Origin of the sequence: Paenibacillus sp. FSL W8-0439, from assembly GCF_038008995.1 — a bacterium.
In the GTDB taxonomy this organism is placed as follows: Bacteria; Bacillota; Bacilli; order Paenibacillales; family Paenibacillaceae; genus Paenibacillus; species Paenibacillus polymyxa.
In genome coordinates, this window is sequence record NZ_JBBPAK010000001.1 from 2,415,517 (window position 1) to 2,438,805 (window position 23,289).

Annotated in this window: 20 protein-coding genes; 12 read left to right on the top strand and 8 right to left on the bottom strand. The window is 47.1% G+C overall.

Translation table 11 applies throughout. From position 1 onward, the window contains the following. Positions 1-305 precede the first annotated feature (305 nt). The gene (locus MKX36_RS10715) at positions 306-3,623 is read left to right on the top strand and encodes an S-layer homology domain-containing protein (RefSeq protein ID WP_340864637.1); all 3,318 of its coding nucleotides are present in this window, start codon (positions 306-308) and stop codon (positions 3,621-3,623) included. Between the two features lies 1 nt (position 3,624). Here MKX36_RS10715 and MKX36_RS10720 read toward each other — a convergent pair whose 3' ends face one another. From MKX36_RS10720 to MKX36_RS10730, 3 genes are all read right to left on the bottom strand, one after another. Beyond that, on the bottom strand, positions 3,625-4,494 hold the full coding sequence (locus tag MKX36_RS10720; RefSeq protein ID WP_017428468.1) for a class I SAM-dependent methyltransferase: 870 nt from the start codon (positions 4,492-4,494) through the stop codon (positions 3,625-3,627). A 158-nt stretch (positions 4,495-4,652) separates the two neighbouring features. After that, positions 4,653-5,534, bottom strand: a complete 882-nt coding sequence (gene hslO, locus MKX36_RS10725) for an Hsp33 family molecular chaperone HslO (protein ID WP_340864638.1) — start codon at positions 5,532-5,534, stop codon at positions 4,653-4,655. 30 nt (positions 5,535-5,564) lie between these two features. Then, on the bottom strand, positions 5,565-6,041 hold the full coding sequence (locus MKX36_RS10730; RefSeq protein ID WP_016818455.1) for an RrF2 family transcriptional regulator: 477 nt from the start codon (positions 6,039-6,041) through the stop codon (positions 5,565-5,567). 245 nt (positions 6,042-6,286) lie between these two features. On the opposite strand from MKX36_RS10730, the gene MKX36_RS10735 reads away from it, so the two are divergent. The 8 genes from MKX36_RS10735 to MKX36_RS10770 all read left to right on the top strand — a co-directional run bounded on the left by MKX36_RS10735 (position 6,287) and on the right by MKX36_RS10770 (position 16,539). After that, the gene (locus MKX36_RS10735; RefSeq protein ID WP_090891571.1) at positions 6,287-7,300 is read left to right on the top strand and encodes an LLM class flavin-dependent oxidoreductase; all 1,014 of its coding nucleotides are present in this window, start codon (positions 6,287-6,289) and stop codon (positions 7,298-7,300) included. Between the two features lie 273 nt (positions 7,301-7,573). Then, positions 7,574-9,643, top strand: a complete 2,070-nt coding sequence (locus MKX36_RS10740; RefSeq protein ID WP_340864639.1) for a bifunctional aldolase/short-chain dehydrogenase — start codon at positions 7,574-7,576, stop codon at positions 9,641-9,643. A 264-nt stretch (positions 9,644-9,907) separates the two neighbouring features. Beyond that, entirely contained in the window at positions 9,908-11,128 is a 1,221-nt protein-coding gene (rhaI, locus tag MKX36_RS10745; RefSeq protein WP_340864640.1) for an L-rhamnose isomerase, read from the top strand. Next, positions 11,125-12,600 (top strand): rhamnulokinase, encoded by a 1,476-nt coding sequence (locus MKX36_RS10750; RefSeq protein WP_340864641.1) that lies wholly within the window; start codon positions 11,125-11,127, stop codon positions 12,598-12,600. Before rhaI ends, MKX36_RS10750 begins: the two co-directional genes overlap by 4 nt. Before the next feature lie 20 nt (positions 12,601-12,620). Next, positions 12,621-13,379 (top strand): DeoR/GlpR family DNA-binding transcription regulator, encoded by a 759-nt coding sequence (locus tag MKX36_RS10755; RefSeq protein WP_013370978.1) that lies wholly within the window; start codon positions 12,621-12,623, stop codon positions 13,377-13,379. 166 nt (positions 13,380-13,545) lie between these two features. Then, a complete protein-coding gene (locus tag MKX36_RS10760; RefSeq protein WP_019687129.1) occupies positions 13,546-14,274 on the top strand; it encodes a (Fe-S)-binding protein in 729 nt (242 codons plus the stop codon). Then, positions 14,271-15,791, top strand: a complete 1,521-nt coding sequence (locus tag MKX36_RS10765) for a LutB/LldF family L-lactate oxidation iron-sulfur protein (protein ID WP_340864642.1) — start codon at positions 14,271-14,273, stop codon at positions 15,789-15,791. The genes MKX36_RS10760 and MKX36_RS10765 overlap by 4 nt, the downstream gene beginning before the upstream one ends. Further along, entirely contained in the window at positions 15,784-16,539 is a 756-nt protein-coding gene (locus MKX36_RS10770) for a LutC/YkgG family protein (RefSeq protein ID WP_340864643.1), read from the top strand. The genes MKX36_RS10765 and MKX36_RS10770 overlap by 8 nt, the downstream gene beginning before the upstream one ends. Before the next feature lie 15 nt (positions 16,540-16,554). On the opposite strand, the gene MKX36_RS10775 is transcribed toward MKX36_RS10770, so the two are convergent. The 4 genes from MKX36_RS10775 to MKX36_RS10790 all read right to left on the bottom strand — a co-directional run bounded on the left by MKX36_RS10775 (position 16,555) and on the right by MKX36_RS10790 (position 20,314). Continuing rightward, the gene (locus MKX36_RS10775) at positions 16,555-17,661 is read right to left on the bottom strand and encodes a sensor histidine kinase (RefSeq protein ID WP_257127027.1); all 1,107 of its coding nucleotides are present in this window, start codon (positions 17,659-17,661) and stop codon (positions 16,555-16,557) included. 15 nt (positions 17,662-17,676) lie between these two features. Further along, positions 17,677-18,378: a response regulator transcription factor gene (locus MKX36_RS10780; protein WP_026065508.1), complete on the bottom strand. Its 702-nt coding sequence runs from the start codon at positions 18,376-18,378 to the stop codon at positions 17,677-17,679. A gap of 119 nt (positions 18,379-18,497) precedes the next feature. Continuing rightward, positions 18,498-19,688 (bottom strand): acyltransferase, encoded by a 1,191-nt coding sequence (locus tag MKX36_RS10785; protein ID WP_340864644.1) that lies wholly within the window; start codon positions 19,686-19,688, stop codon positions 18,498-18,500. Between the two features lie 200 nt (positions 19,689-19,888). Continuing rightward, on the bottom strand, positions 19,889-20,314 hold the full coding sequence (locus MKX36_RS10790) for a CHRD domain-containing protein (protein ID WP_016818467.1): 426 nt from the start codon (positions 20,312-20,314) through the stop codon (positions 19,889-19,891). Between the two features lie 168 nt (positions 20,315-20,482). On the opposite strand from MKX36_RS10790, the gene MKX36_RS10795 reads away from it, so the two are divergent. From MKX36_RS10795 to MKX36_RS10805, 3 genes are all read left to right on the top strand, one after another. Beyond that, on the top strand, positions 20,483-20,905 hold the full coding sequence (locus MKX36_RS10795) for a hypothetical protein (protein ID WP_016818468.1): 423 nt from the start codon (positions 20,483-20,485) through the stop codon (positions 20,903-20,905). 267 nt (positions 20,906-21,172) lie between these two features. Continuing rightward, the gene (locus MKX36_RS10800; RefSeq protein ID WP_044786595.1) at positions 21,173-22,333 is read left to right on the top strand and encodes a rhamnogalacturonan acetylesterase; all 1,161 of its coding nucleotides are present in this window, start codon (positions 21,173-21,175) and stop codon (positions 22,331-22,333) included. Positions 22,334-22,449: 116 nt separating this feature from the next. Next, the gene (locus tag MKX36_RS10805; protein ID WP_016818470.1) at positions 22,450-22,773 is read left to right on the top strand and encodes an MGMT family protein; all 324 of its coding nucleotides are present in this window, start codon (positions 22,450-22,452) and stop codon (positions 22,771-22,773) included. A 181-nt stretch (positions 22,774-22,954) separates the two neighbouring features. Here MKX36_RS10805 and MKX36_RS10810 read toward each other — a convergent pair whose 3' ends face one another. Continuing rightward, the gene (locus MKX36_RS10810; protein ID WP_013370989.1) at positions 22,955-23,143 is read right to left on the bottom strand and encodes a hypothetical protein; all 189 of its coding nucleotides are present in this window, start codon (positions 23,141-23,143) and stop codon (positions 22,955-22,957) included. Positions 23,144-23,289 lie beyond the last annotated feature (146 nt).

Below are 23,289 nucleotides of genomic sequence, written 5' to 3' on the forward strand. Positions count from 1 at the left end.
CTCCACAAGCGGTATCGAAAGGAAAAAAACGTAGATAAGACAGCAGTAGAAATAAAGCCCACCAGTTCAAGGATTATCAAGAAAAACGACCTCCTGTAAGTTCTTCTATCTGGGAAAAGTATCCTATCCTTACAATAGCTTATCCACGGAAGCCATTCAACTGAATAAACAGCGGGCAAATTGCTCGTATTCTTGCTGAGCTGGTTGAATAGAAGGATAAAATGCAATTGTTCAGAATTTGTTCAGTGACGAAATTGTATAATATCAAGCAGCAATCATAGATTTATTTCAACAGGAGGAAAGGTATGCATTTTTGCAAGTCTACTAAACGATTCACATGTGCATTAACAGCAGTATCACTAATCTTTTCATCGGCAATTTTAGTGGCGGATGCTGGTGCGGCACCAACCGAACAGCCCAAATTAATCCAAGATGGAACATGGAGCAAGTCTGCCGACGTTTGGATGGATGCACCAGAAAACTATGTTGGCAGATCTTCGGATGCAGTGTTAGGATATTACAGATCAGCGATTCAGTTTAAAATGCCCGAGCTGACTGGGAAGGTTGTAACGAAGGCAACCTTGCGTATTCATATCTCTTCTATCAGCTACAGCTCTAACCAGAATCCTTTTTTGATCGTGTATGGATCGACTGCTGATGTTTGGAGCAGCGGAGCTTTTCCGCTAAACCCGCTGGATCAGCCTTCGGATACGAAAACAGGTTCAGACCTTCAAGTAGGATGGGTTGATTTTGATGTTACCCATTTTGTACAACAACAGACGGATGGTATGGTCTCATTTGCATTGCTTGCTAATGAAGCAGGGAACCCTGGAGACTATTCGGAAATTACATATTCAGCCGACGACAACGGCGTAGATATTCCCCAGTTGATATTGGAAACATCAGCCCCAGCTGTTTCGTCTAAAATGCCTGAGGTAGCTGCTGTAACCACTGAGGAAGATATCCCAACATCCAATATAACCATTACACCCAACCTGCAAGATTCAACGGTAGTGACACATTATCAAATTACGAACATTATCGGAGGCAGGCTGTATCATAGCGATGGTATCACCGAGATTTCCAACGGAACGTTTATCACAGCAGCAGAAGCTAGGGATGGCGTGAGGTTTGTGCCTATGGCAAACGCCAACAACGCAGCGGGAGATACCTTCTCTTTTGATGTGCAGGCGGCTCAGAGTGCAACGGGTAATGGACTGAGCGATGCCACTAAGGCTGTTGTCCATGTTACGGAAGTAAACGATCCCCCGGCAGCGCAAGACGAAACGCTATCCTCCATTACAGAAGACTCAGGAGAGCGGACAATTCCTTTTGCAGAACTGCTTGCGCATGCGTCTGCCGGTCCGAATGAGAATGGTCAACACCTAACGATATCCTCAGTCAGCAGCATCGCAGGAGGGGCTGTACGTTTAGATGGAACAAATGTAATTTTTACACCTCAGCCGAATTTTAATGGAACCGCTAGCTTCTCTTTTACCGTCACCGATGATGGAACATCGAACGGCGTCTCAGTCCCGCAGTCGGTGGTCAAGCAAGCCTCTTTTACAGTAAATTCTGTCGCTGATGTCCCTAACGTGACTGATGCTTTGACAGAGGAAGACAAACAAAGCTTTGACGGTTTGATCATTACTCGTAATCAAGTGGATGGATCTGACGTGTCGTACTTTAGAATCTCAAACATTATTGGTGGAACCCTCTATAAAAATGATGGGGTAATGGAAATCCGAGATGGTCAATTTATTTCTGTAGCGGATGGCGAAGCAGGGCTTAAATTTACGCCAAATCTTTATGCTAACTCTCCGTCAGGTGATCATTTCAGTTTCGACGTACAATCATCACTAGATATGAGTGGAACAGGGATCAGCGAGCCGAACCAAGCCAAAATCACTGTGAGTGAGGTAAACAACAGTCCGATAGCTGTGAATGATACACTACCATCGTTATCGGCAAGTGCAGGGGCACAATCTATCGCTATTGATGAACTCTTAGCAAACGACACGGCAGGCCCTGTCAACGAGAGCTTACAACATCTGAGCATCGCATCGGTAGAAAATGCACAAGGTGGGACGGTAGTTCTAGACGGAGCGGTTGTACTATTCACTCCGAATTCAGGCTACCAGGGCCCGGCAAGTTTTGATTATACTGTGATTGATGACGGTACAACGAACGGAGCATTAGATGCGAAGAGTTCAACAGCTACCGTTGCATTCACTATCAACCCAGCACCGACACCAGATCCGGTACCAACACCAGATCCGGTACCAACACCAGATCCAGTACCAACACCAGATCCGGTACCAACACCAGATCCGGTACCAACACCAGATCCGGTACCAACGCCGGATCCAGTACCAACGCCGGATCCGGTACCAACACCAGATCCGATACCAACGCCAGATCCAGTACCAACACCAGATCCGGTGCCAACGCCAGATCCGGTGCCAACACCAGATCCGATACCAACAGATGATAGTCACACGGAATTGCGTGTTTCTATCAATAATGGTCAAATGCTGGTAGGGGGTACAGAACAGGCTATAGCAAAAGTTGTAAAATCGGACTCTTCAGAGATTGATGTCAGTGAAGAAGCAACTTGGACTTCCAGCAATGCGAATGTCGCTACGGTTACTCAGGGAGAGATTAGAGCACTTTCAGAAGGGAACACGGTAATTTCCGCCACATACAGCGGATATAGCTTTAATGTTCCAGTTACCGTAACAGCTGTTGCTGCTCCCGCACCCAATAATGCTGGCAGTGATTCCAGTAGTTCCAGTGGCGGCGGGTCTGGGCATCGAAACAGGGACCGTTCTAGCGAAGATTCCAGCAACAATACGGCAACATCAGCTGTATCATCTCCATCGGTGACTGTATCTAAAGAACCAGTAACTGTACCTGTATCTGTATCTGAAGAATTGGTGACTGGGCCAACTGCTCCTGTGCAAGACATATTCAACAGTAACGTAGTGGTTGCAGACAACAAAGTACTGCAGAATATAAAGTCCAAAGCAGAATCTGCTTTAAATTCTTCTACTAGTGTTAAACCTTCAGACCTACAAGGACATTGGGCAGAAAAGACGGTCGACACGTTTTCTAAGCTGGGTATCGTAAATGGATATAAGGATGGCAGTTTCAGACCTGATGGTGAAATTACCCGTGCGGAGTTTTCTGCTATCATTTCTAGAATCTTCGATATTAGTGGTGGAAATCAGCCTGTGGCTTTGAACGATATTGGGGATCACTGGGCGCAGGATGCCATAACAAAATTGACCGCAGCTGGAGTATTAAACGGTTATGAGGATGGTACTTTTAAACCGGATCAAACAATTGTCCGTCAAGAAATGGCTGTCATTTTGGCGCGGATCTTGGATTTAGACCGATTGAAAAAGGACACCTCGAATGAAAAAAGCTTCACCGACTTGTCCGCTTCTTTTGCGGCTGATACGATTAAACAATTAGCACAAGCCGGTGTGCTTTCGGGTATAAGTACGAGTCAGTTTGGACCTAAGTATCATGCGTCACGTGCTGAAGCCTTGACTGCGATTTATAATGCACTTAGTTTGAACAGCGAAATTAAAACCGTATTGGAAAGTTTGGAGCAGTAATCTAGAATGATACAGAGGCGAGCCTGTTTGGCTCGTCTTTTTGCTTGATACCTACCGCAAGCATATGCGGGCTCATGCCGATGACAGAATCCTGCTCTTCAACCTGCTGTGCTATATCCAGCAAACGTCTGCGATGAGAAGGAATGGCCCATTTCTCTTCAAATCCGGGTGCAATCCAGACGGGGCCTTCGACACCCAGTACACGAGGCTCCTGCAATCCAGCCGCCTGCCAGTCTGCACGCAAGGCATCTGGTGTATGAAAGTAGGAGCGTGTGATAAAAGAGGGATAAGCCGCCGGTCGTACATGCTGACCATCTGTTAACTCCTGTCTGACCATATCCATGAACGCATCTTCCTCCACAATGGTATTGCACTCGCCGTACACCGATAGCCCCCACAGTAGCGAGCCAAACCTGGAAATAGCCGAAGTAATCAGCGTTCCCCCCTTCTTTAAGACACGCGCTGCTTCTTGCAGTGCTTTTACTCTTTCCTTCTGTTCTGTTAAATGATATAAAGGTCCCATCAAAAGCACGATGTCCGCGCTTTCATCTTTACGATCAAGATTTCTGGCATCTGCGATTTCCAGCTTGCTGATGATGGGTTTATTCAGTTGCTGCTGACGAGCGAATTCAATGGCTTGCGAAGAGAGATCGAATAGATGAACTTCATATCCCAGTTCTGCCAGCCACGAAGAGTAGACCCCTACACCGCCGCCGATATCATAAATAACATGAGTGGACTTGCTGAGATAACGGGAAATGATTTCTTTTGATCTTTCCAGCTCTATTTTTCCGATGCCTCGCTCTAATCTGCCTATTTCTGCACCGCCATCATAATAAGCCAGAATTTCATGCGTATCTTTTTCGAACATAGTGCATCTCACCTCATGTAATTGGAATAATATAACATTAACACTTGCGTCATAAACAAGTCTACCGTTTTTGGCCAAGGAAACCATCCATCGAAAGCATTGAGAAAGAAAAGAGCTGTTCCCCAGTAGCTAAAACTACTTTTGGGAACAGCCCGTATTTAACTGATGTTTGTTTCCAGCATGTTTTCGAGATCTTCTTTGGTAAGGTGGTAATGTGCGTTACAAAAATGGCAATGGGCTTCAGCTTGTCCATCGGTACGAATCATGTCTTCTATTTCCTGATTCCCTAAGCTGATAATGGCATTGGTAACTCGTTCTTCTGAGCAGGGACAATGAAATTGTACAGGCATGGTTTCCAGTATGTTCATGTTGCCTTCTCCCAAAATCTGGACCAGAATCTGCTCTGGCGTAAGACCTTCCATGACCATTGCGGAGATGCTCGGAATGCTCTCAATCCGTCTCTCGATAAAACTGATAACCTCTTCCGGTGTACCCGGCATCAGCTGAATAATAAAACCTCCAGCCGCCTGAATGGAGTTATCCGGGTTAACAATAACCCCTGCTCCCACAGAAGAAGGAATTTGTTCGGATTGAACGAGATAAGAGGTGAAATCCTCGCCCAGTTCACCCGATATGAGAGGGACTTGTCCAACAAATGGTTGTTTTAGGCCGATATCTTTGGATACAATCAGCGCTCCATCTGTTCCTACGGCTCTGGCGACATCTAATTTCCCGATCTGATTAAGCTCAAAATGGGTTTGCGGATTTTTTACATAACCTCTAACTTCTCCTTTGGCGTTGGTATCGACAAGAATAGTGCCGATGGGCCCTCCACCGTTAATCCGAATCGTCAGTTTATCCTCATGTTTAAGCATAGCTCCCAGCATCACGCCCACCGTCATGGAACGTCCCAATGCAGCCGATGCTGTTGGCCAGGTATAATGACGCTGCTGGGCTTCACTTACCGTTTCCGTTGTTCTCACAGCATAAGCCCGCACCTGGTTATTGTAGGCAAGAGCTTTTACTAAATAATCATTCATGTTCATATCCCTTTCTGTTTTTGAAGTTCTTTACAAGACCATTTTTTCTTGAATCCAGTTCTTCAAAGAAGTAATTTTCGCATCATATCCTTCTTTAAAAAAGTCAGCAGAGAGTGACGCGATGGTTTCTCTTTTCAGAACGGCTTTCCAGGAGGCTTCCGCTTCTTCCATCAAATTTGCCAGTAAACAGCACTGATCGTCTTTCTTTAATTCAAGCATATCGTTGTATATACCGCTGGAAGAATAGAGGGTTTGCTGTCCCTCAATCGCCAGATAAATATCAAATACTCGTATATCCTCAGGTTTTTTCTTTAATTTGAATCCGCCCTTGACACCAGGTACAGAAGTAATCAAATCAGAGCTAACCAATTTTCGTAACAGCTTATGAAAATAAGTAGGTGAAGCGCCTAACTGCTGGCTAATGGCCTCTCCAGGTAAAACGGCTTTGTCCGGTAGCATCGTGAGCAGAAGGAGAGCGTAGACAGATTGTTCGACACCTGTTTTCATATGCACTAGCAATCACCTCAATATGTTATAACCAGGCTAACATGGATAATTATTATCCACATAAGAGCATGATAGACGAGCTAATCGTAAAAGTAAACTATTTTTTGATAAATACTAAAAATTAAAATTATTTGCAATTCATAAGACGACGCATTATTATAGTTGATGCATCAATTGATAGGTCAAAGAATTAAGGCGTTGAAAGAAATACGTAAAATAATAGTTTGACAGGAGGTTTATATAAAATGACCACGCGGAATGTTGCACTGTCTATATTAGATCTTGCACCTGTCATTGAAGGCGGTACTCCTGCCGATTCTTTTCGTGATACGGTGGATCTTGCCCAGCATGCTGAGCAATGGGGGTACCGACGCTATTGGCTAACGGAGCATCATAATATGCAGGCGGTTGCCAGCGCTGCTACTTCTGTGATCATCGGACATGTGGCTGCACATACCCACAAGATTCGGGTCGGTTCAGGTGGTATTATGCTGGCTAACCATGCTCCACTCATAATTGCGGAGCAGTTTGGAACCTTAGAATCGCTTTATCCGGGGCGAATTGATCTGGGACTTGGTCGGGCTCCCGGCACGGATCAACCTGCAATGAGAGCATTGCGGCGAGGGCTGCACACCACAGGGGAAGATTTCCCCGAGCAACTGAATGAGCTGCGCTCTTACCTGAATCCAGCGTTAAACGGAGCCGTGCCGGGGGTGAGAGCGATTCCAGGAGAAGGGATGGATATACCTATCTGGTTGTTGGGCTCAAGCGGATTCAGTGCTCAGCTGGCAGGTCAGCTTGGGCTGCCGTTTGCGTTCGCTAGCCACTTTGCCCCGGCTCATTTGCTACAGGCGCTGGAATTGTACCACCGTAATTTCCGGCCGTCCAAGGCACTGGATCAACCGTATGTGATGGTTGGTGTGAATGTGGTTGCTGCAGATTCTGATGAAGAAGCACAACGGCTTTTTACTTCACAAGAACAACAATTTTTAAATGTGCTGCGCGGACATAGCGGAGGACTAAAACCACCAGTCGATGACATGGATAAGCTTTGGAGTGAGCAGGAGAAGGAGATGGTTCGTGGTAATATGCTGGGGTATTCAGCAATCGGTAGTCCTGACACAGTCAAGCAAAGGCTGGATTTTATAATCAACCAGACGAGAGCCGATGAGTTGATTACCACCGCTCAGGTATATGATCACCAGGCACGTTTGCGTTCGTACGAGCTACTAGCCCAAGTGATGCGCATAGATGAGTAAATAAATGAGTTAAACAAACGAGGCTGTGCCAGAGAGGTTCTTATAACCATTCCTGGCACGGCCTTTATTGTCTGTGTGTGTCTGTGTGGTCATGATTGTTTTACAGATGAATATATTCGTGTTTACATATGGATAAAATCAAAAATTATTTTTGATTATTTTTGTATTTTATATTTTCAAATTTAAACAAAAGTGTTATAGTCTCCGTAAATAAAAATATCCACCTTAATAAAGCCATTCAAAACCAAAACAGAACTTGGAGGTCTTTTTCCTATGGTACAAAGTCTATGGAATTCTTCGCAAGCATCTGAGCAGAAAAGCACACTGGAACAGCTCGTATATCGTTCTAACCTGATTGGCACAGATCGGAGCGTGTGCAACTGGGGAGGCGGCAACACTTCGGCCAAAACGACGATACAAGATTTTCGCGGGCGTGAAGTAGAGGTGATGTATGTTAAGGGTAGCGGTTCCGATCTCGCAACAATGAAAGCGCATAACTTCACAGGGCTTCGTATGGAGGACATTCGTCCACTGTTTGAACGGGAAGAGATGTCTGACGAGGTTATGATCGCATATTTGGCGAACTGTATGATAGATGCCAAGCATCCGCGGGCTTCAATTGAGGCATTGCTACACGCATTTTTGCCTTTTAAGCATGTCGATCATACACATCCGGACGCGATCATCAGTTTATGCTGTGCGCATAACGGCAAGGAAATCGCTAAGGAAATTTTCGGTAACCGTTTTGTATGGGTGCCCTATATCCGTCCAGGCTTTAAGCTGTCGAAAATGATTGCCCAAGGGGTGCTCGATCATCCACAAGCTGAGTTGGTACTGATGGAGAAGCATGGTTTGGTTACGTGGGGAGATACATCTGAAGCGGCTTATGCCAAAACGATCGAAATCATCCAGGAAGCAGAAAGCTATATTAAAGCTCGCCAAGCGGAAAAGCAGGCGTTTGGAGGCGCAAAATATAAAGCGCTTACTTCAGAGGAGCGCCGCAGCATAGTGTCCCAGGTCATGCCACCCGTCAGGGGGGCAGTCAGTGATGAGAAAAAGATGATCCTCACGTTTGATGATGCGGAGGATGTGTTGGAGTTTGTGAACGGCCGAGATTCTGCTGCTTTATCCCAGGTCGGGGCAGCGTGTCCGGATCATCTGGTTCATACCAAAATGAAACCGCTTTATGTAGATTGGACACCGAATGTAGAGGATGTAGAGGGGTTGAAGGTTAGGCTTGCTGAAGGTATAGCAGTCTATAAGGAGCAGTACCAAGCTTATTTCGAGCGCAATCGACATGAAGGAGACGTGAGATTTGAAGCAGCGCCGCGTGTCATCTTAATTCCGGGTATCGGTATGATCAACACAGGCAAAAGCTGGAGCAATGCGCAGGTGAGCGGTGCCTTGTATCATCGTGCCATTGCTGTCATGCGAGGAGCAACGGCGTTAGGAGAGTTTGTTTCACTCAGTGAAAATGAATCATACAACGTAGAGTACTGGCCGCTGGAGCTTTATAAGCTGTCACTTGCGCCAGCAGAAGCAGAATTTTCACGCAAAATTGCATTCATTACGGGTGGTGCAGGCGGAATTGGCAGTGCAACCGCACGTCGTCTTGTGGATGAAGGTGCGCATGTTGTATTGGCAGATCTCAATCTGGAAGGTGCGCAAAAGGTAGCTGCAGACATCAATAACAGTTACGGTGAAAACCGTGCGATTGCCGTGAAAATGGATGTGACGCAGGAGGAGCAGATCCAGGCGGCCTATGCCGAGACGGCGCTAACCTATGGTGGTGTAGATATTATCGTAAACAATGCAGGGCTTGCTACATCCAGTCCGTTCGATGAAACATCATTAAAGGAATGGAATTTAAATGTAAACGTGTTGGGAACAGGTTATTTTTTGGTCGCGCGTGAGGCGTTCAAGCTGATGAAGGAACAGACGCTTGGCGGCAGCATGGTGTTCGTCGGCTCCAAAAACTCAGTCTATGCAGGTAAAAATGTAACGGCCTACAGCTCGGTCAAGGCGCTGGAAGCGCACCTAGCCCGCTGTATTGCCGCAGAAGGCGGCGAGTACGGTATCCGCGTGAATACGATTTTGCCAGATGCGATTTTGCAAGGCTCGGCAATCTGGAACTCCAATTGGCGCAATGAACGCGCCGTCGCCTACGGCATTGAGCCAGACCAGCTGGAGGAGCATTACCGCAAGCGAACGACGCTGCTGGTCAACATTTACCCGCAGGATATCGCAGAAGGTATTGCCTTTTTCGCCTCATCCAAGGCAGAGAAAACAACAGGATGTATGCTGACCATCGACGGCGGCGTCCCAGCAGCCTTTACACGCTAGCCAAATTCAAATGAACCTCTGTAAGCGATAGACTCATTTCTATTTCACTAATCCATTTCATTAATCGAGGGCACAAGCCCATAGTTCCGAAGGGATGTAAAAATACTCTAGGAAACACGTAAATAAGCGACAACACTTATTTGCGTGTTTTCATCCTTTTATTTATACACCAACACTTTAAATTAGAAGTGACTTTATGGGTAGTCAGCAGCGAAGCGGCCTCCCACCTCCATAACTCACTTCATTTTCCAAGGAGGAACCACGATGAGTGACAAAGCGTACGCCTTATTCGAGGAGCAGCAGCAACAACGAGGCATTGACCTAGAGCAAGTAAAGACCAAACTGAGAGCGCTTAGCATAGAAACACCTTCCTGGGGATATGGCGACTCAGGTACACGTTTTAAAGTCTTTCAGAAAACGGGTGTGCCGCGTGATCCGTTCGAAAAGCTGGAGGATGCAGCACAGGTTCATGCCTTGACAGGCTTATGTCCGTCCGTTGCCATTCACATCCCGTGGGATAAAGTTGACAATTACGGCAAGCTTCGCAGTCATGCCGAAAGTCTTGGCCTGCAAATTGGGGCGGTAAATCCCAATCTCTTTCAAGACGAGGACTACATGCTCGGTAGCGTTACTAATGTAGACCCGGCAATCCGTCGCAAGGCTATCAACCATTTGCTGGAATGCGTGGATATTGCAAAGGAAACAGGCTCCAACGACTTTAGCCTATGGTTTGCGGACGGAACGAATTATCCCGGTCAGGGGGACATTCGCAAACGCAAAAATTGGATGCTGGAGGCGCTCCATGAAATGTATAAGGCGCTTACGCCGGATATGCGCATGCTGATTGAATACAAGGCGTTTGAGCCGGCTTTTTACCATACGGATATTGCCGATTGGGGCATGGCGTACCATTACGCGACCAAGTTGGGGCCGCAGGCACAGGTGCTGGTGGATACAGGGCATCATCTGCCGGGAGCCAACGTGGAGCATATTGTTGCGTTTTTAATGGATGAGAAGCGACTGGGTGGCTTTCATTTTAACAGTTATAAATATGCGGATGATGATCTGATCGTGGGTTCCGCCAATCCATATGAGCTGTTTTTAATCTTTTATCAGATTTTGAACGCAGCTCAGGATGTCGATGCAGATATCCGTCATACTGTCGATAAAATTGCTTATTTAATCGATCAGTCGCACAATATCGAACCCAAAATTCCGGCCATGATTCGCTCGGTCCTAAATGTGCAGACTCAATATGCGAAGGCACTTTTGATCAATCATGCAGAGGTGGAGGAAGCGGTGAGCCGTCAGGATGTGCTGGGTGCGGAGGATGCCGTACGCCAAGCATTTGAGTTTGATGTGGCCCCGTTGCTCAAAGCAATTCGTGAAGAGCAAGGATTACCTGCAGATCCAATGAAAGCCTATTTGGCGTCTGAGTATGGTACGCAGATTTTGAAAAGAGGCAAGGGTGGTGCGAGCTGGTGAGCATCCTCGCTTATGATTTGGGGGCAAGCAGCGGCAGGGTTCTACTCGGAAAATTAACCGATTCACGTATCGTGGTGGAGGAACTCCATCGCTTTTCCAATGATCCGGTCAAGGTTGGGGAGCGCCTGCACTGGGATATATTGCGTCTCTATCACGAGGTTCAACAAGGATTGCTCAAAGCCAAGCATATGAGAGTGAATCCATCCAGCCTGGCGATTGACTCCTGGGCGGTCGATTTTGGACTGATTGGAGAAACCGGCGAATTGCTGGGCAACCCTTATCATTATCGGGATTGGCACACCCATGGAGTAATGGAAGAAGTACAGGAACGGCTGGGAAAAGAGTTTATTTTTCAGCGCACAGGCATTCAGTTTTTGACGTTTAATACGTTTTATCAGCTAGCTGCTATGCAAAATGCAAGATCACCCTTGCTGGAGCAGGCAGAACATTTCCTGATGATCCCTGATTTGCTGCGGTATTTTCTGACAGGTGAAATGTATCATGAGTTTTCTAATGCAACCAGCACGCAGTTATATCATCCGTTACAGCAAAAATGGGATGATGAGCTTTTGTCTGGAATCAACATTCCCCGCTCTTGGTTTGGAGAGGTACTGGAGCCGGGAAGTGTTGCAGGTACAATCCGTTCATCGGTTATGACGGATCTGGGCATTGGAGCGATTCCTGTGATTGCAGTAGCAGAGCATGACACAGGATCAGCTGTGGCTGCTGTGCCTGCGCTGGAGCGGTCCTTTGCGTACTTGAGTTGCGGAACATGGTCCCTGATGGGAACGGAGACCGCACAGCCAGTAATTAATGATGATACGCTTCGATTTAATTTTACAAATGAAGGCGGCGTAGGCCGAACCTACAGGCTGCTTAAAAATATCATGGGACTGTGGATTTTACAGGAGGCGCGCAGAGAGTGGGAACGGCAGGGAAACTCCTATTCTTTTCCTGAATTGGTTCATATGGCGGAACAGGCTCCAGCGTTCACTTGTTTGATTGACCCTGATGATGAACTGTTTCTGCATGCCGGGGATATGAAAACACGCATACGCCAATACTGCCGCAATACCGGGCAGCTAATGCCGGAGACGCCGGGAGAGATTACGCGCTGCATTCTGGAAAGTCTGGCGTTAAAGTATCGCTACATTTTGGAGCTTACAGAACGGGTGTCAGGACAGCGTTTTAATGGTTTGCATATGGTCGGCGGAGGGATTCAAAATCGCTTGCTGTGCCAATGGACGGCCAATTCGATTCAAAAACCCGTATGGGCAGGACCCGCAGAAGCGAGCGCAATCGGCAATCTTGCGGTACAATGGATGACACAGGGAAAGTTCGCCGATATATGGGAAGCACGCCGGGTCATTGCGGATTCTATTACCGTAGAGGAATATGAACCTGCCGAGTCAGAAGCGTGGGAGGATGCCTACGGGCGGTTCCGGCGGGTGACAGGACTTTTTGTACATTAAAGATGTGGAGTGAGATTGCCATGCTGGTCGCAGAAAGATATGAGATGATAGTGCAGCTCGTAAATGAAAGAGGAAGCATACGGGTGTCCGAATTGAGTGAGCTATGTAAAGTAACGGAAGAAACGATTCGCCGCGATCTCGATCGTCTGGAGCAGGCGGGACGACTGCGCCGTTCTCATGGGGGAGCGGTTAGTGTCAAAAACGAGCAGCCTGAAACGCCCTATGCGGTACGGGAAATTATGAACGCGGAGGAAAAGCGTCGGATTGCTGAGGAAGCGGTCAAGCAGATTCAGCCGCACGATCGCATTTTGCTGGATGCCAGTACGACTGCCTGGTATATGGCGTCCAGTCTGCCGGATATTCCTTTAACGATACTGACGAATTCGATTCGGGTAGCTACAGAGCTGGCAGGTAAGGAAAAAATCGAGGTCATTTCGACGGGAGGACAGCTGCTTCAACGTTCACTGTCATTCGTGGGCCCGCTCGCAGAGCGTTCATTAGAAACCTATTATGTGGATAAGCTGTTTTTTTCCAGTCAGGGAGTTCATCTGGATCGCGGCATTAGTGAATCAAATGAGCTGCAAGCTCGTTTGAAGCAGAAAATGGTCAGCATTGCGGATCGGGTAATTTTACTGGCAGATGCGAGCAAATTCGGGCAGCAGGCGTTTACCCATGTCGTGAACTTGTCGCAAGTGTCCGAAATTATTACAGATTCGCGGCTGTCGGACCCGATTCGCAGTCAGCTTGCAGAGTTGTCCATTCCGGTTACGATTGTGTAAGCAGGTAGTTTCCGGCGTGAGGTCGCTCTGCGGTTCATTTGATTTACGATCGCTGTTGCAGTGGGATTCTCTGATGAGTAAGATCAACATAGGTGAGAATCCCACTGCAAGCTTATGCTTATGATGAAAGTTTTCCTTTGGAAAATGGACGGAAGGGGTGTGCCGTTTGAAGGTATCTTTATTTATTACCTGTCTAAGTGATGCGATGTATCCCAAGGTAGGGGAAGCGATGGCCCGCTTGCTTGCCAGATATGGTGTCGAGCTGGAATTTCCCAAGGTGCAGACATGCTGCGGGCAGCCGTCCTATAACAGCGGCTATTGGGATGAAACAAGGGCAGCGGCAAAAACGATTTTGAAAGCGTTTAATAACAGTGATTTTGTCGTAGCTCCTTCCGGTTCCTGCACATATATGATTCATCATTACCCGGAGTTGTTCAAGGATGAGCCTGAGTGGCTGGAGTCGGCACGGAGGCTGGAGCAAAAGACGTATGAGTTTACACAATTTATGGTGCAGGTGCTTGGCGTGACCGATGTGGGTGCGTCTTTTCCGCATACGGTAACCTATCATCCGTCTTGTCATGGAACACGTTTGCTCGGCGTAAAGGAGGAACCGATGAAGCTGCTTGGCAGCGTAAAGGGTTTGCAATTAGTGCCGCTTCCTTTTGCGGAGGACTGCTGTGGGTTTGGTGGTACTTTTGCGGTGAAAATGCCCGATATTTCGGGAGCGATGGTGACTGAAAAAGTGGACCATATCAGGGAGACGGAAGCCGAGGTACTGGTCGGACTGGACATGGCCTGCTTGATGAATATCGCCGGTAATCTCAGATATCGGAAAGAGCCAGTTCGGGTGATGCATCTGGCAGAGCTGTTATACGAAGGGGTGAAGCACGCATGACCGCTGTACATACGCACTCTATGAACCAAAAGGTCAAAAAACGTGCAGAGCTGGCTCTGAATGATGATTTTTTGCGGAATGCAGTTCGTTTCACTACCGAGCGACTGCGCAACGGCAAGCGGACAGCTTCAGAGCAGCATGGAAATTGGGAGGAATGGCGTGAGCGGGGGCGTCAAATTCGGCTTCATACTATTGCCCATCTGGACTATTACTTAAATCTGTTTGTAGAAAATGCCCGTGCCAACGGGGTGCATATCCATTTTGCCGACACCGCAGTGGATGCCGTGCGCATTACACTGGACATTGCCGCGCATAATCAAGCCCGTTCTGTCGTCAAATCCAAGTCGATGGTGTCGGAGGAGCTGCATTTGAATCAGGCGCTGGAAGGTGCAGATATCGAGACGATTGAAAGTGACCTCGGTGAGTATATTATTCAACTGGCGGGAGAGGCACCATCTCATATCGTGATCCCTGCGATTCACAAAAATCGTTATCAGATTGCCGAGCTGCTGTCTAAAGAAGCAGGGGAGGAGCTGTCCGCAGATACGACGATTTTGGCGGGCTTTGTCCGCAAAAAGCTGCGTGAAAAGTTTCTAGAAGCGGATATTGGCATGACAGGCTGCAATTTTGCCATTGCCGAGACGGGTTCCATGGTTTTGTTTGAAAATGAAGGCAACGCTCGCATGGTTTCTACTCTGCCCAAAACGCAAATCACACTGATGGGTATGGAGCGAATTATTCCATCCTGGACAGATTTGGAGGTGATGGCTACATTGCTGCCACGCTCCGCTACCGGACAAAAGCTGACGATGTATATGTCCGGTATTTCAGGACCCCGGTGCAGCCAGGATGCCGATGGACCGGAGGAAATGCACATTATCATCGTAGATAACGGGCGTTCGCTTCAGCTAGGCAATCCTGAGTTTCAAGAGCTGTTAAATTGCATCCGCTGCGGCGCTTGCCTGAACGCTTGTCCGGTGTACCGACACATTGGGGGGCACGCGTATGGCGGGACATATAGCGGTCCTATCGGTGCAGTGCTTACGCCTGCCCTTCATGGCAACATTGAAGAGTGGAACGATATTGCGAGTGCGTCCAGTCTGTGTGGAGCGTGTTATGAAGCCTGTCCGGTCAAAATACCACTGCATGATATGCTGGTTTATTTGCGTAGACGCAAGGTGGAGGCAGGACAAGGGGATAAGCTGGAGACGATCGGGATGAAAGGTTTTGCAGCGGTAGTTTCCAGCTCGAAGCGATTCGCTGCGGCGATCAGTCTCGGGCAGATCGCACAGAAAGCGGTGGTTCGTAAGGGAGAAATTACCCTTAAGCTTGGCCCCTTAAAAGGCTGGAATACGTACCGTGTGGCTCCTAGTCTGGCGAATAAGTCCTTCCGTCAGCACTGGAACACACTAGCGCGTGAGCTGGAGCAGGAACGCAAGGTCATGCATCCAGACATTCTCAGCCGAATGGAGACGATCTTGGCGGATAGAAGAACAGGAGGGATGCAGCATGAGTGAACAGCGTAATCCTTCTGCGCAAGCAAAAGCGGAGCATGAAGCATGGCTTCATCACATGCAAGCAGAATCCCGTGCCAAGCAGGCACGCTTTATGGAAGGCATTGCGGCGCGGCTCAAGCGTCCGCGACAGACAGAGCCACCGATACAGCCGTTTCGCGGTGCACCTGCGTTTTGGCACGAATTCGAATGGAGTGCGGAGCAGCGCATCGAGGAGTTCACCGCCAACTTTACAAGTGTTGGCGGACATGTGGTGCGTCTGCCGGATCTGAAGAAGGCGGCAGACTGGATCGCGCACAAGGCGCGCGAGCTGGGAGCAGCCTATATCGTCCGGCAGAATGAGCCGGACCTGGATGCGCTCCAGTTGGAAGCAGCGCTGCCGGAAGTCCGACTGTCGGTGTGGAACACCGATCCAGCCGAAGACTGGAAGGCACGCGCCGCGGAGGCCGATATCGGCATCGTCATGGCCGATGAGGCCGCCGCCTACACCGGCTCGGTAGCAGTGCTATCCTCGCCGGAGAAGGGGCGCTCGGTCAGTCTGCTGCCGACCGTGCTGATCATTCTCCTGCCCGTGGAACGTCTGCGAACACGACTGGGCGAGATTTTAAGCGGTTTTGACGTAGCAGGGCGCGAGCAATTGCCCGCAGGCATTCATTTTATTACTGGACCGAGCCGCTCGTCGGATATTGAAAATGATTTGACGATCGGTGTACACGGACCAGGTATCGTTTATACGTTGTTGATTGGTTAGCGTTATACTGCCCGTCTAACGGGCGCGATAGATCGGAAAACGGGTTTCAAAATCTGTTTGTTTGCGATTACTCCTAACCGAAATGCGGCCATTGTGTAGCTCGGTAATGCTCTTGGTAATAGCAAGGCCCAGCCCGGTACCTCCGGTTTCCTTGGAGCGTGATTTGTCCACTCTGTAAAACCGTTCAAAGAGATGTGGGACATCTTCCGGTGGAATCGGGGTGCCGTAGTTGGTGCAGATCACTATCGCTTCATCGCCTTCACGTCCTATCGTGATATCGAGACGCTTACCATCCTTTCCGTATCGAATCGCATTGGAAAATAAATTTTCATACAGGCGCACCAGCTCGCCCGTGTCGGCCAAAATCCGAACAGGCTCAACGATTCGGACACGATAGGACATGTCCGCCTGTTCCAGTGAGGGTACAAATTCCTCAGCAAGTTGAGTGAGCAATTTGCCGAGGTCTACAGGCTCCAGCTCCAGTGGCAGGCTACCACCACTCACACGCGTGTATTCAAATAACTCGTCGATCAGCTTTTTAAGCGTCAGCGATTTTTCATAAGCAATGTTTACATAATAGCGTAGCTCAATTTCATCCCGGTAACGGTCGGTTTCAATATACTCCAAAAAGCCAATCACCGATGTTAGCGGGGTGCGAAGATCGTGGGATACACCAGTGATCAGGTCGTTTTTCGCTTTGGCGGAAGCCCGTTCTTCTTCTATTGAAAGACGGAGCTTGTCTGCCATGGTGTTCATATTTTTTGCCAAGGTTGCCAGTTCATCTGCGGAAGATACCGGAATCGAATAGGATAAATTTCCGTCCGCGAAATTCTGCATCCCTGTCGTAATCTCGCGTAGATAGCCAATCGTATTTTTGGTAAAAAGGAAAAAGAAATAAATATATAAAGGCAGCCCACACACCAGCAAGATCAGTGAGGAACCAATGTGATTGACGGTCCAGCGGATCAGCCGAGTGCCAAAAAAAGAACGCGAGGGATTCAGCCATAACAGCAAAGACGCTCCATAATAAAACACCATTAAAATTAGTCCAGTTAAAGTGAAGGCGGCAAGGCTAAGGGCTGCCAGCTTCCATCCCAGCGTATCGTATCGTTTTGCCTTCAAGACGCAAGTCCTCCATTAATCGAATTTTTCCATTTTATAGCCGATGCCCCACACCGTTTTCAGGTATTTGGGCTTTCGCGGATCAGTCTCAATTTTCTCGCGAATTTTACGCACATGAACCATTAGCGTGTTGTTGGATTCCAGATATTGCTCCTTCCAGACCTTCTCATAAATCTGCTCCATGCTCAGCACTTGACCCCGGTGTCGAGCCAAAAGCTCAACAATAGCGAATTCACGCGGAGTCAGCTTAACGGATTCTCCAGCGAGAGTGACCTCATGTGTAACAGTGTTAATGGAGAGTTCATCCAGAACCATTTCATGCTCCAATATAGGAGAGGAGTGGGTATATTTCCGTACTCTACGTAGCTGGGATTTGATGCGTGCCACTAGCTCCAGCGGGCTGAACGGCTTGGTGACATAATCATCGGCCCCAACGCTAAGCCCTGTAATTTTGTCCATATCTTGTCCCTTCGCAGACAACATAATGATCGGAAAATGCTCGGTTTCCCTGATTTTCATGCAGGCTTCAATCCCGTCCATGTTGGGCATCATCACATCCAGCACCATTACATCTATCTGTTCCCGATTAACCTGCTCCAGCGCTTCCAGTCCGTCCCGTGCCATGAGCAAGCGATATCCTTCATTTTCTAAATATATTTGCATGAGCTTAATAATTTCAGGTTCATCGTCTACTAATAAAATGGTTCCGTTATGCATGTTATGCATGGTTGTGCACCCTTTCTGTTCTTTCCAGCAGTATACAATATGGGCGTATTATATACCTTTTTGACGATGGAGGCTATGGACACTCATCTCAGGTCGTTTGTTGGGGATCATCAGCTTTTGAATAATAGCGTTTCGGGCGAAGACATACGCTCGTCTCGCTGGGATTTCCTTTTTCCTATGCCCGGTAGCTGACCAAACAAAATCCAAGCACATGGCAGGAAGCGGGCGATGACCGACACGACGAGCCAAGAGCAAAGAAGTGCACACAAAAAACCTCCAGTGTACCACACATGAATAAGCTGCGGTGAGCCAATGTGTGGTGAAAACTGCCGATACAAGAGTAGGAAAAATGGATGTATGAGATACACACCAAAGGACAGTGTGCCCAGACGTTCCAGCTTGCGAATGACAAAGGAATGTTGTCTTCTATACATTAAAAAGGAAATCTGTAGTAATACCAGCGTACTAGACAGGCTGTACATGTTATACATAAGTTCAAAAACTAGCGAATTGTACGAGGTTCCGTACAATCTATTTTCGTACCACATATAGACATGAATGGTGGCTGAAATCAGCCATAAAGCCCAAATTGCGATCCATGTCAGCACGCTTGTAAAACTTCGTTCTTCCTTACGTATCAGAAACCAAGTTCGAAGCTGGGGATAGTAATAGCCGAGAGCTGCGCCCAGCATGTAGCAGGCCACATAGGACAGCGCCCAGCTGCCTTTATTTTGAACCTGAAAGAGAAATTTGTTGCTAATTATAAATGACCACTGTAGCAGCAGCCCAATGACAATAGACCATTGCGGAAATTGCCGATAACGCTGGAACAGCCATAGTATGCATGGAAATGCAAGATAAAATTGCATCATGATAAAAATATAATATAAATGGGTGTACGCTTTGCCCGTAACCAGTTTCAGAGCAAAGTTTTCCGCAAGTGTAATTATACTCCATGGTTCGGTACTACCAGCCATAAGGGACAGGATGAAATAAAACAGAGAAAACATGACATAAGGTAAGAGGATGTACAGCAATCTCTGCTTATAAAAGCGCCTCAAGAGCTGTCGTCCCAGCGGACGATCCTTATAGTTATAGAACAGCACCATACTGCTAAGCGCGATAAATACAGGGGTACCGTACTTCATCAACACATTGAGCGCATTATATACAACATAAAGGTTGGAATTTGTAAGTTGGACCGTTGCATAGGAAGTGGCATGTACCATTAAGACGGCTAAAATCGCCATGGCTCTGACCAACTGTAATTCAGGAATTTTTTCTTTGGTCGTAGGCTTCATAAGCTTCATTTCCTTTCAGTAGTGAACTGTATCTTGTTGAACTCTTTCTATTAAAAGATAAAGTTCTTAACAACCTGAAAGGGAGCGGCTTAAGAATCGCTTATGAACTTCTTAACTTTTGTTAAGAATTAAAAAAAAAGAACTTCCATAGGCTCAAAATGAGCAGTATGGAAGTTCTTTTTAGTACTCATGTTCATTCGTTATTTGCAACGTTTGATAGGTGCGCGTCTGATTTGCCCACGAATGGCACCGTTCGGATGACGGATCGTGTGGACGTTGACGTAGGCATTGCCCTCTCTAATTTGGCATACCAAATCATTAATGGTTCTGCCTCTGAGTGGACCGGTAAGATCAATTGCACGCAGCACGCCGGTAACGACACCTCTTCTTACGGTAATCCCAAACTTCGAAGGGCCAAACAGTGTAGCAACAACAGGACCATTTTCACCTCTTCGTCCCAGATGAATGTGCGCTTCAGTTACCCGTGAAATATTGCGAACCGTCAGTTCAAAGCTTAATTGCTGGCTCGCTGGACGGTAACGAAATTCCGCAGTTCCTGTCGCATTCGTTCTGACAGGAGGCACTTCATTAGCCCCCCTCAACGTGGCTCTAAACTTATTGGACATTACGTCCCTCCTTTCCCAGTGTTGGTTTAGTGTATTCACAGGATCAGAGAAGGGGCTGTACATTCGCCTATTCATCAGAAGTTGTGTGTTTTACAAGTTATTCAGTCCAAGCACAAAACTGATTTTTTCATAGACTATGAGTATCTGATAGAGAGAGGAGGAGAAACTATGGGAACATTTATTGATGGAAGAACATCCCAAAATGCTTCGACAGCCAACTCTATTGCCATCCCAATCACTCTTTTAAATACGCCGCAATTGTTCGGACAGATCGGATTAAACACCCAAGGAGCTACAGGTACACCACGGGTTCTGCTTAAAGGAACTATATCTCTTCAAATTCCACTTGCTTTAGTAGGGATTACAATTACTATTGTGAGAGGTACGCAGATAACAGACCCTGTTGTTTATTCGGCTACGTCAACTTTTAATTTAAGTTTATTAGCTCCACAGGTTATTGCGTTCTCAGCAGATGATTTTAACCCACCGATTACGCCACAATTGGTGTATACAGCCTTTGTATCAGCTAACCTGCTGGGTACAATACGAGTAGGTCCAGAGAGCTTCGACGGGATTTTGGTTTCGGATTAATGCAGTAGTTTTGAACTAACGGAATTTTGCTTCAGGGAGCTTCGCAGTTGGATCTGCGAAGCTTTTTTGTGTACAGGCATATAATATACTGGATCATACTCACTATGCAGGCTGACAAGTACAAGTTCAGCTTAACGAATAAGCTATTTTTCAATTGCATAAGAATGACATAGGTACAACCCTGCAACCATGGGTAGAATTTTATGTATACGCTTACAAAAATATTCTTTGCTTCATGCAATTAAAAATCTGGAGGAGGAATGAAGAATGAAGTGGAAAAAAGGATTGACTGGTATGCTTTTAGCAGCCTTTTTATGCGGTGCGCCGGGGCTAGGGATAGCTACCCCGGCACATGCATCAACTGGCGAGTACAAGTTTGATTTTGGCGGGGGTACGGTCGAAACGGGGTATACCGGAGTGAGCGCTTCGCTGTCCTATGACTCAGCACGTGGCTATGGCTTTCGTACCCCTGAGAATATGCGTAATGTCAGTGCATCGGGAACTGGGGTGGCAAGTGATGCGGTACAATTCTTGGCTACAGGTACGAAAAGCGAGAATACTTTCGACGTCGATCTTCCTCCAGGTTTGTATGAGGTGTCGGTTACTTTAGGAAATACTTCTCGTTCGAGTGTTGCGGCCGAAGGGGTGTACCAGGTCATAAATATGACGGGAAATGGGGCCAAGGATCGTTTTCAAATTCCAGTGACAGACGGGCAATTAAATCTGCTAGTTACTGAAGGCAAAGAGGGCGCAGTCTTCACACTCAGTGCACTGGAAATCAGGCAATTGTCTAGCAATCCAGTTACGAATCGCACGATTTATATCGGCGGGGATTCTACGGTATGTAACTATTATCCGCTAGATAGCAGTGTGCAGGCAGGATGGGGTCAACTGCTTCCAGAGTTTGTAAACACGAATACTTTTCAAATTCGCAATATGGCGTCAGGGGGCCAGATTGCTAGAGGCTTCCATCACGATGGTCAGTTAGAGGCGATCGTTCAATATATCAAGCCAGGGGATTATTTTATTCTCCAATTAGGCATTAATGACACCAATCCAAAGCATAACGAAAGCGAAGCGGAGTTTAAGGATTGGATGCGGGATATGATTCGGCAGGTGAAGGCTAAGGGGGCGACGGTAATTCTGTCAACACCGCAAGGCCGAGCCACTGACTTTAATGCTAACAATGTACACAACGCTGAAAACAGATGGTATAGAAGCGCTATTTTGGCGCTGGCTCAAGAGGAACAAACGCCTTTAGTCGATCTGAATGTTCTCAGTTCAGCTTATTTCACCTCTATTGGCAAAGAAGCTACGCTAGCTTTGTATATGAACGGTGATACACTACATCCAAACTTTGCGGGTGCAAGGGAACTGGCGCGATTAGTAGCACAGGATTTGAAGAAGCAGGGTCTGAGTGGATTCTAAATTTCAATGATGGTTTTACCCCTGCTTCTTACAATTGTAGGAGCAGGGGTTTTTGGCCTCTGTTCAGGGTGCTATAATAATGGAAAAAAGCAATAGTAACGCGGAGGAATTAGAACATGCAGCCTTTCACTGCCCGAGTGCTTCAAATTATATTGCTGATCCCTGAGGGAAAAGTAATGACTTATGGTCAAATTGCGGCAGAGGCCGGAAGCCCAAGAGGTGCTAGACAGGTGGTACGAATTTTGCATACACTGAGCCAAAAACATCGACTTCCATGGCATAGAGTAGTCAACCGCTTGGGAGAGATTGCTTTGCAGGAGGATGAGTCCGCATCCCTGCAGCGCCTGTACTTGGAAGAAGAGGGCATACAGTTTAATGCAAACGGACGTATCCCGCTGGATCAATATCTATATCATCCGCAGACGGAGATGGAAGAATAGGCGAGGAACGAGCAAAGGTGGCATTGTTTTTGAGACACAATATAACACTAGTCTGAATCCTCGCCAAAAAGAGACGGGACAAATCATAGTTTTGATTTGTCCCGTCTCTTTTTAAACTGGCGTATCATGTAGATTAACGAAGGGTGGTATTCATATATAGCACTAGATTTCCCAGTTAAGCTTATCCAATCAGATGCTGCTGGTCACGCTGGGCAAGGTGAAAAGAAATACTGTTCATTAGCGGTATATCATTATTTTTTCGGGCTTCCCGAATGAGTTGTTTCTTTTTTTGTTCTGATTCGCGTAGAAAGCGAGTCATCCATAAATCAGACGGTTCGTTAGTAGTTGTCATGCGAGATTCTTTTATCATCTATTAACCCTCCTAGTGAGCGGCTGTTATTCTTTCTTTAGTATATGTTCCAAACCTTAATAGATGCTGTTAGTTTCCTTAAAATTAGCTGAAATTTAGGTAAAGTTCAGGTAAAAACAGATTAAATCTATGTCTGGTGGGGTGTA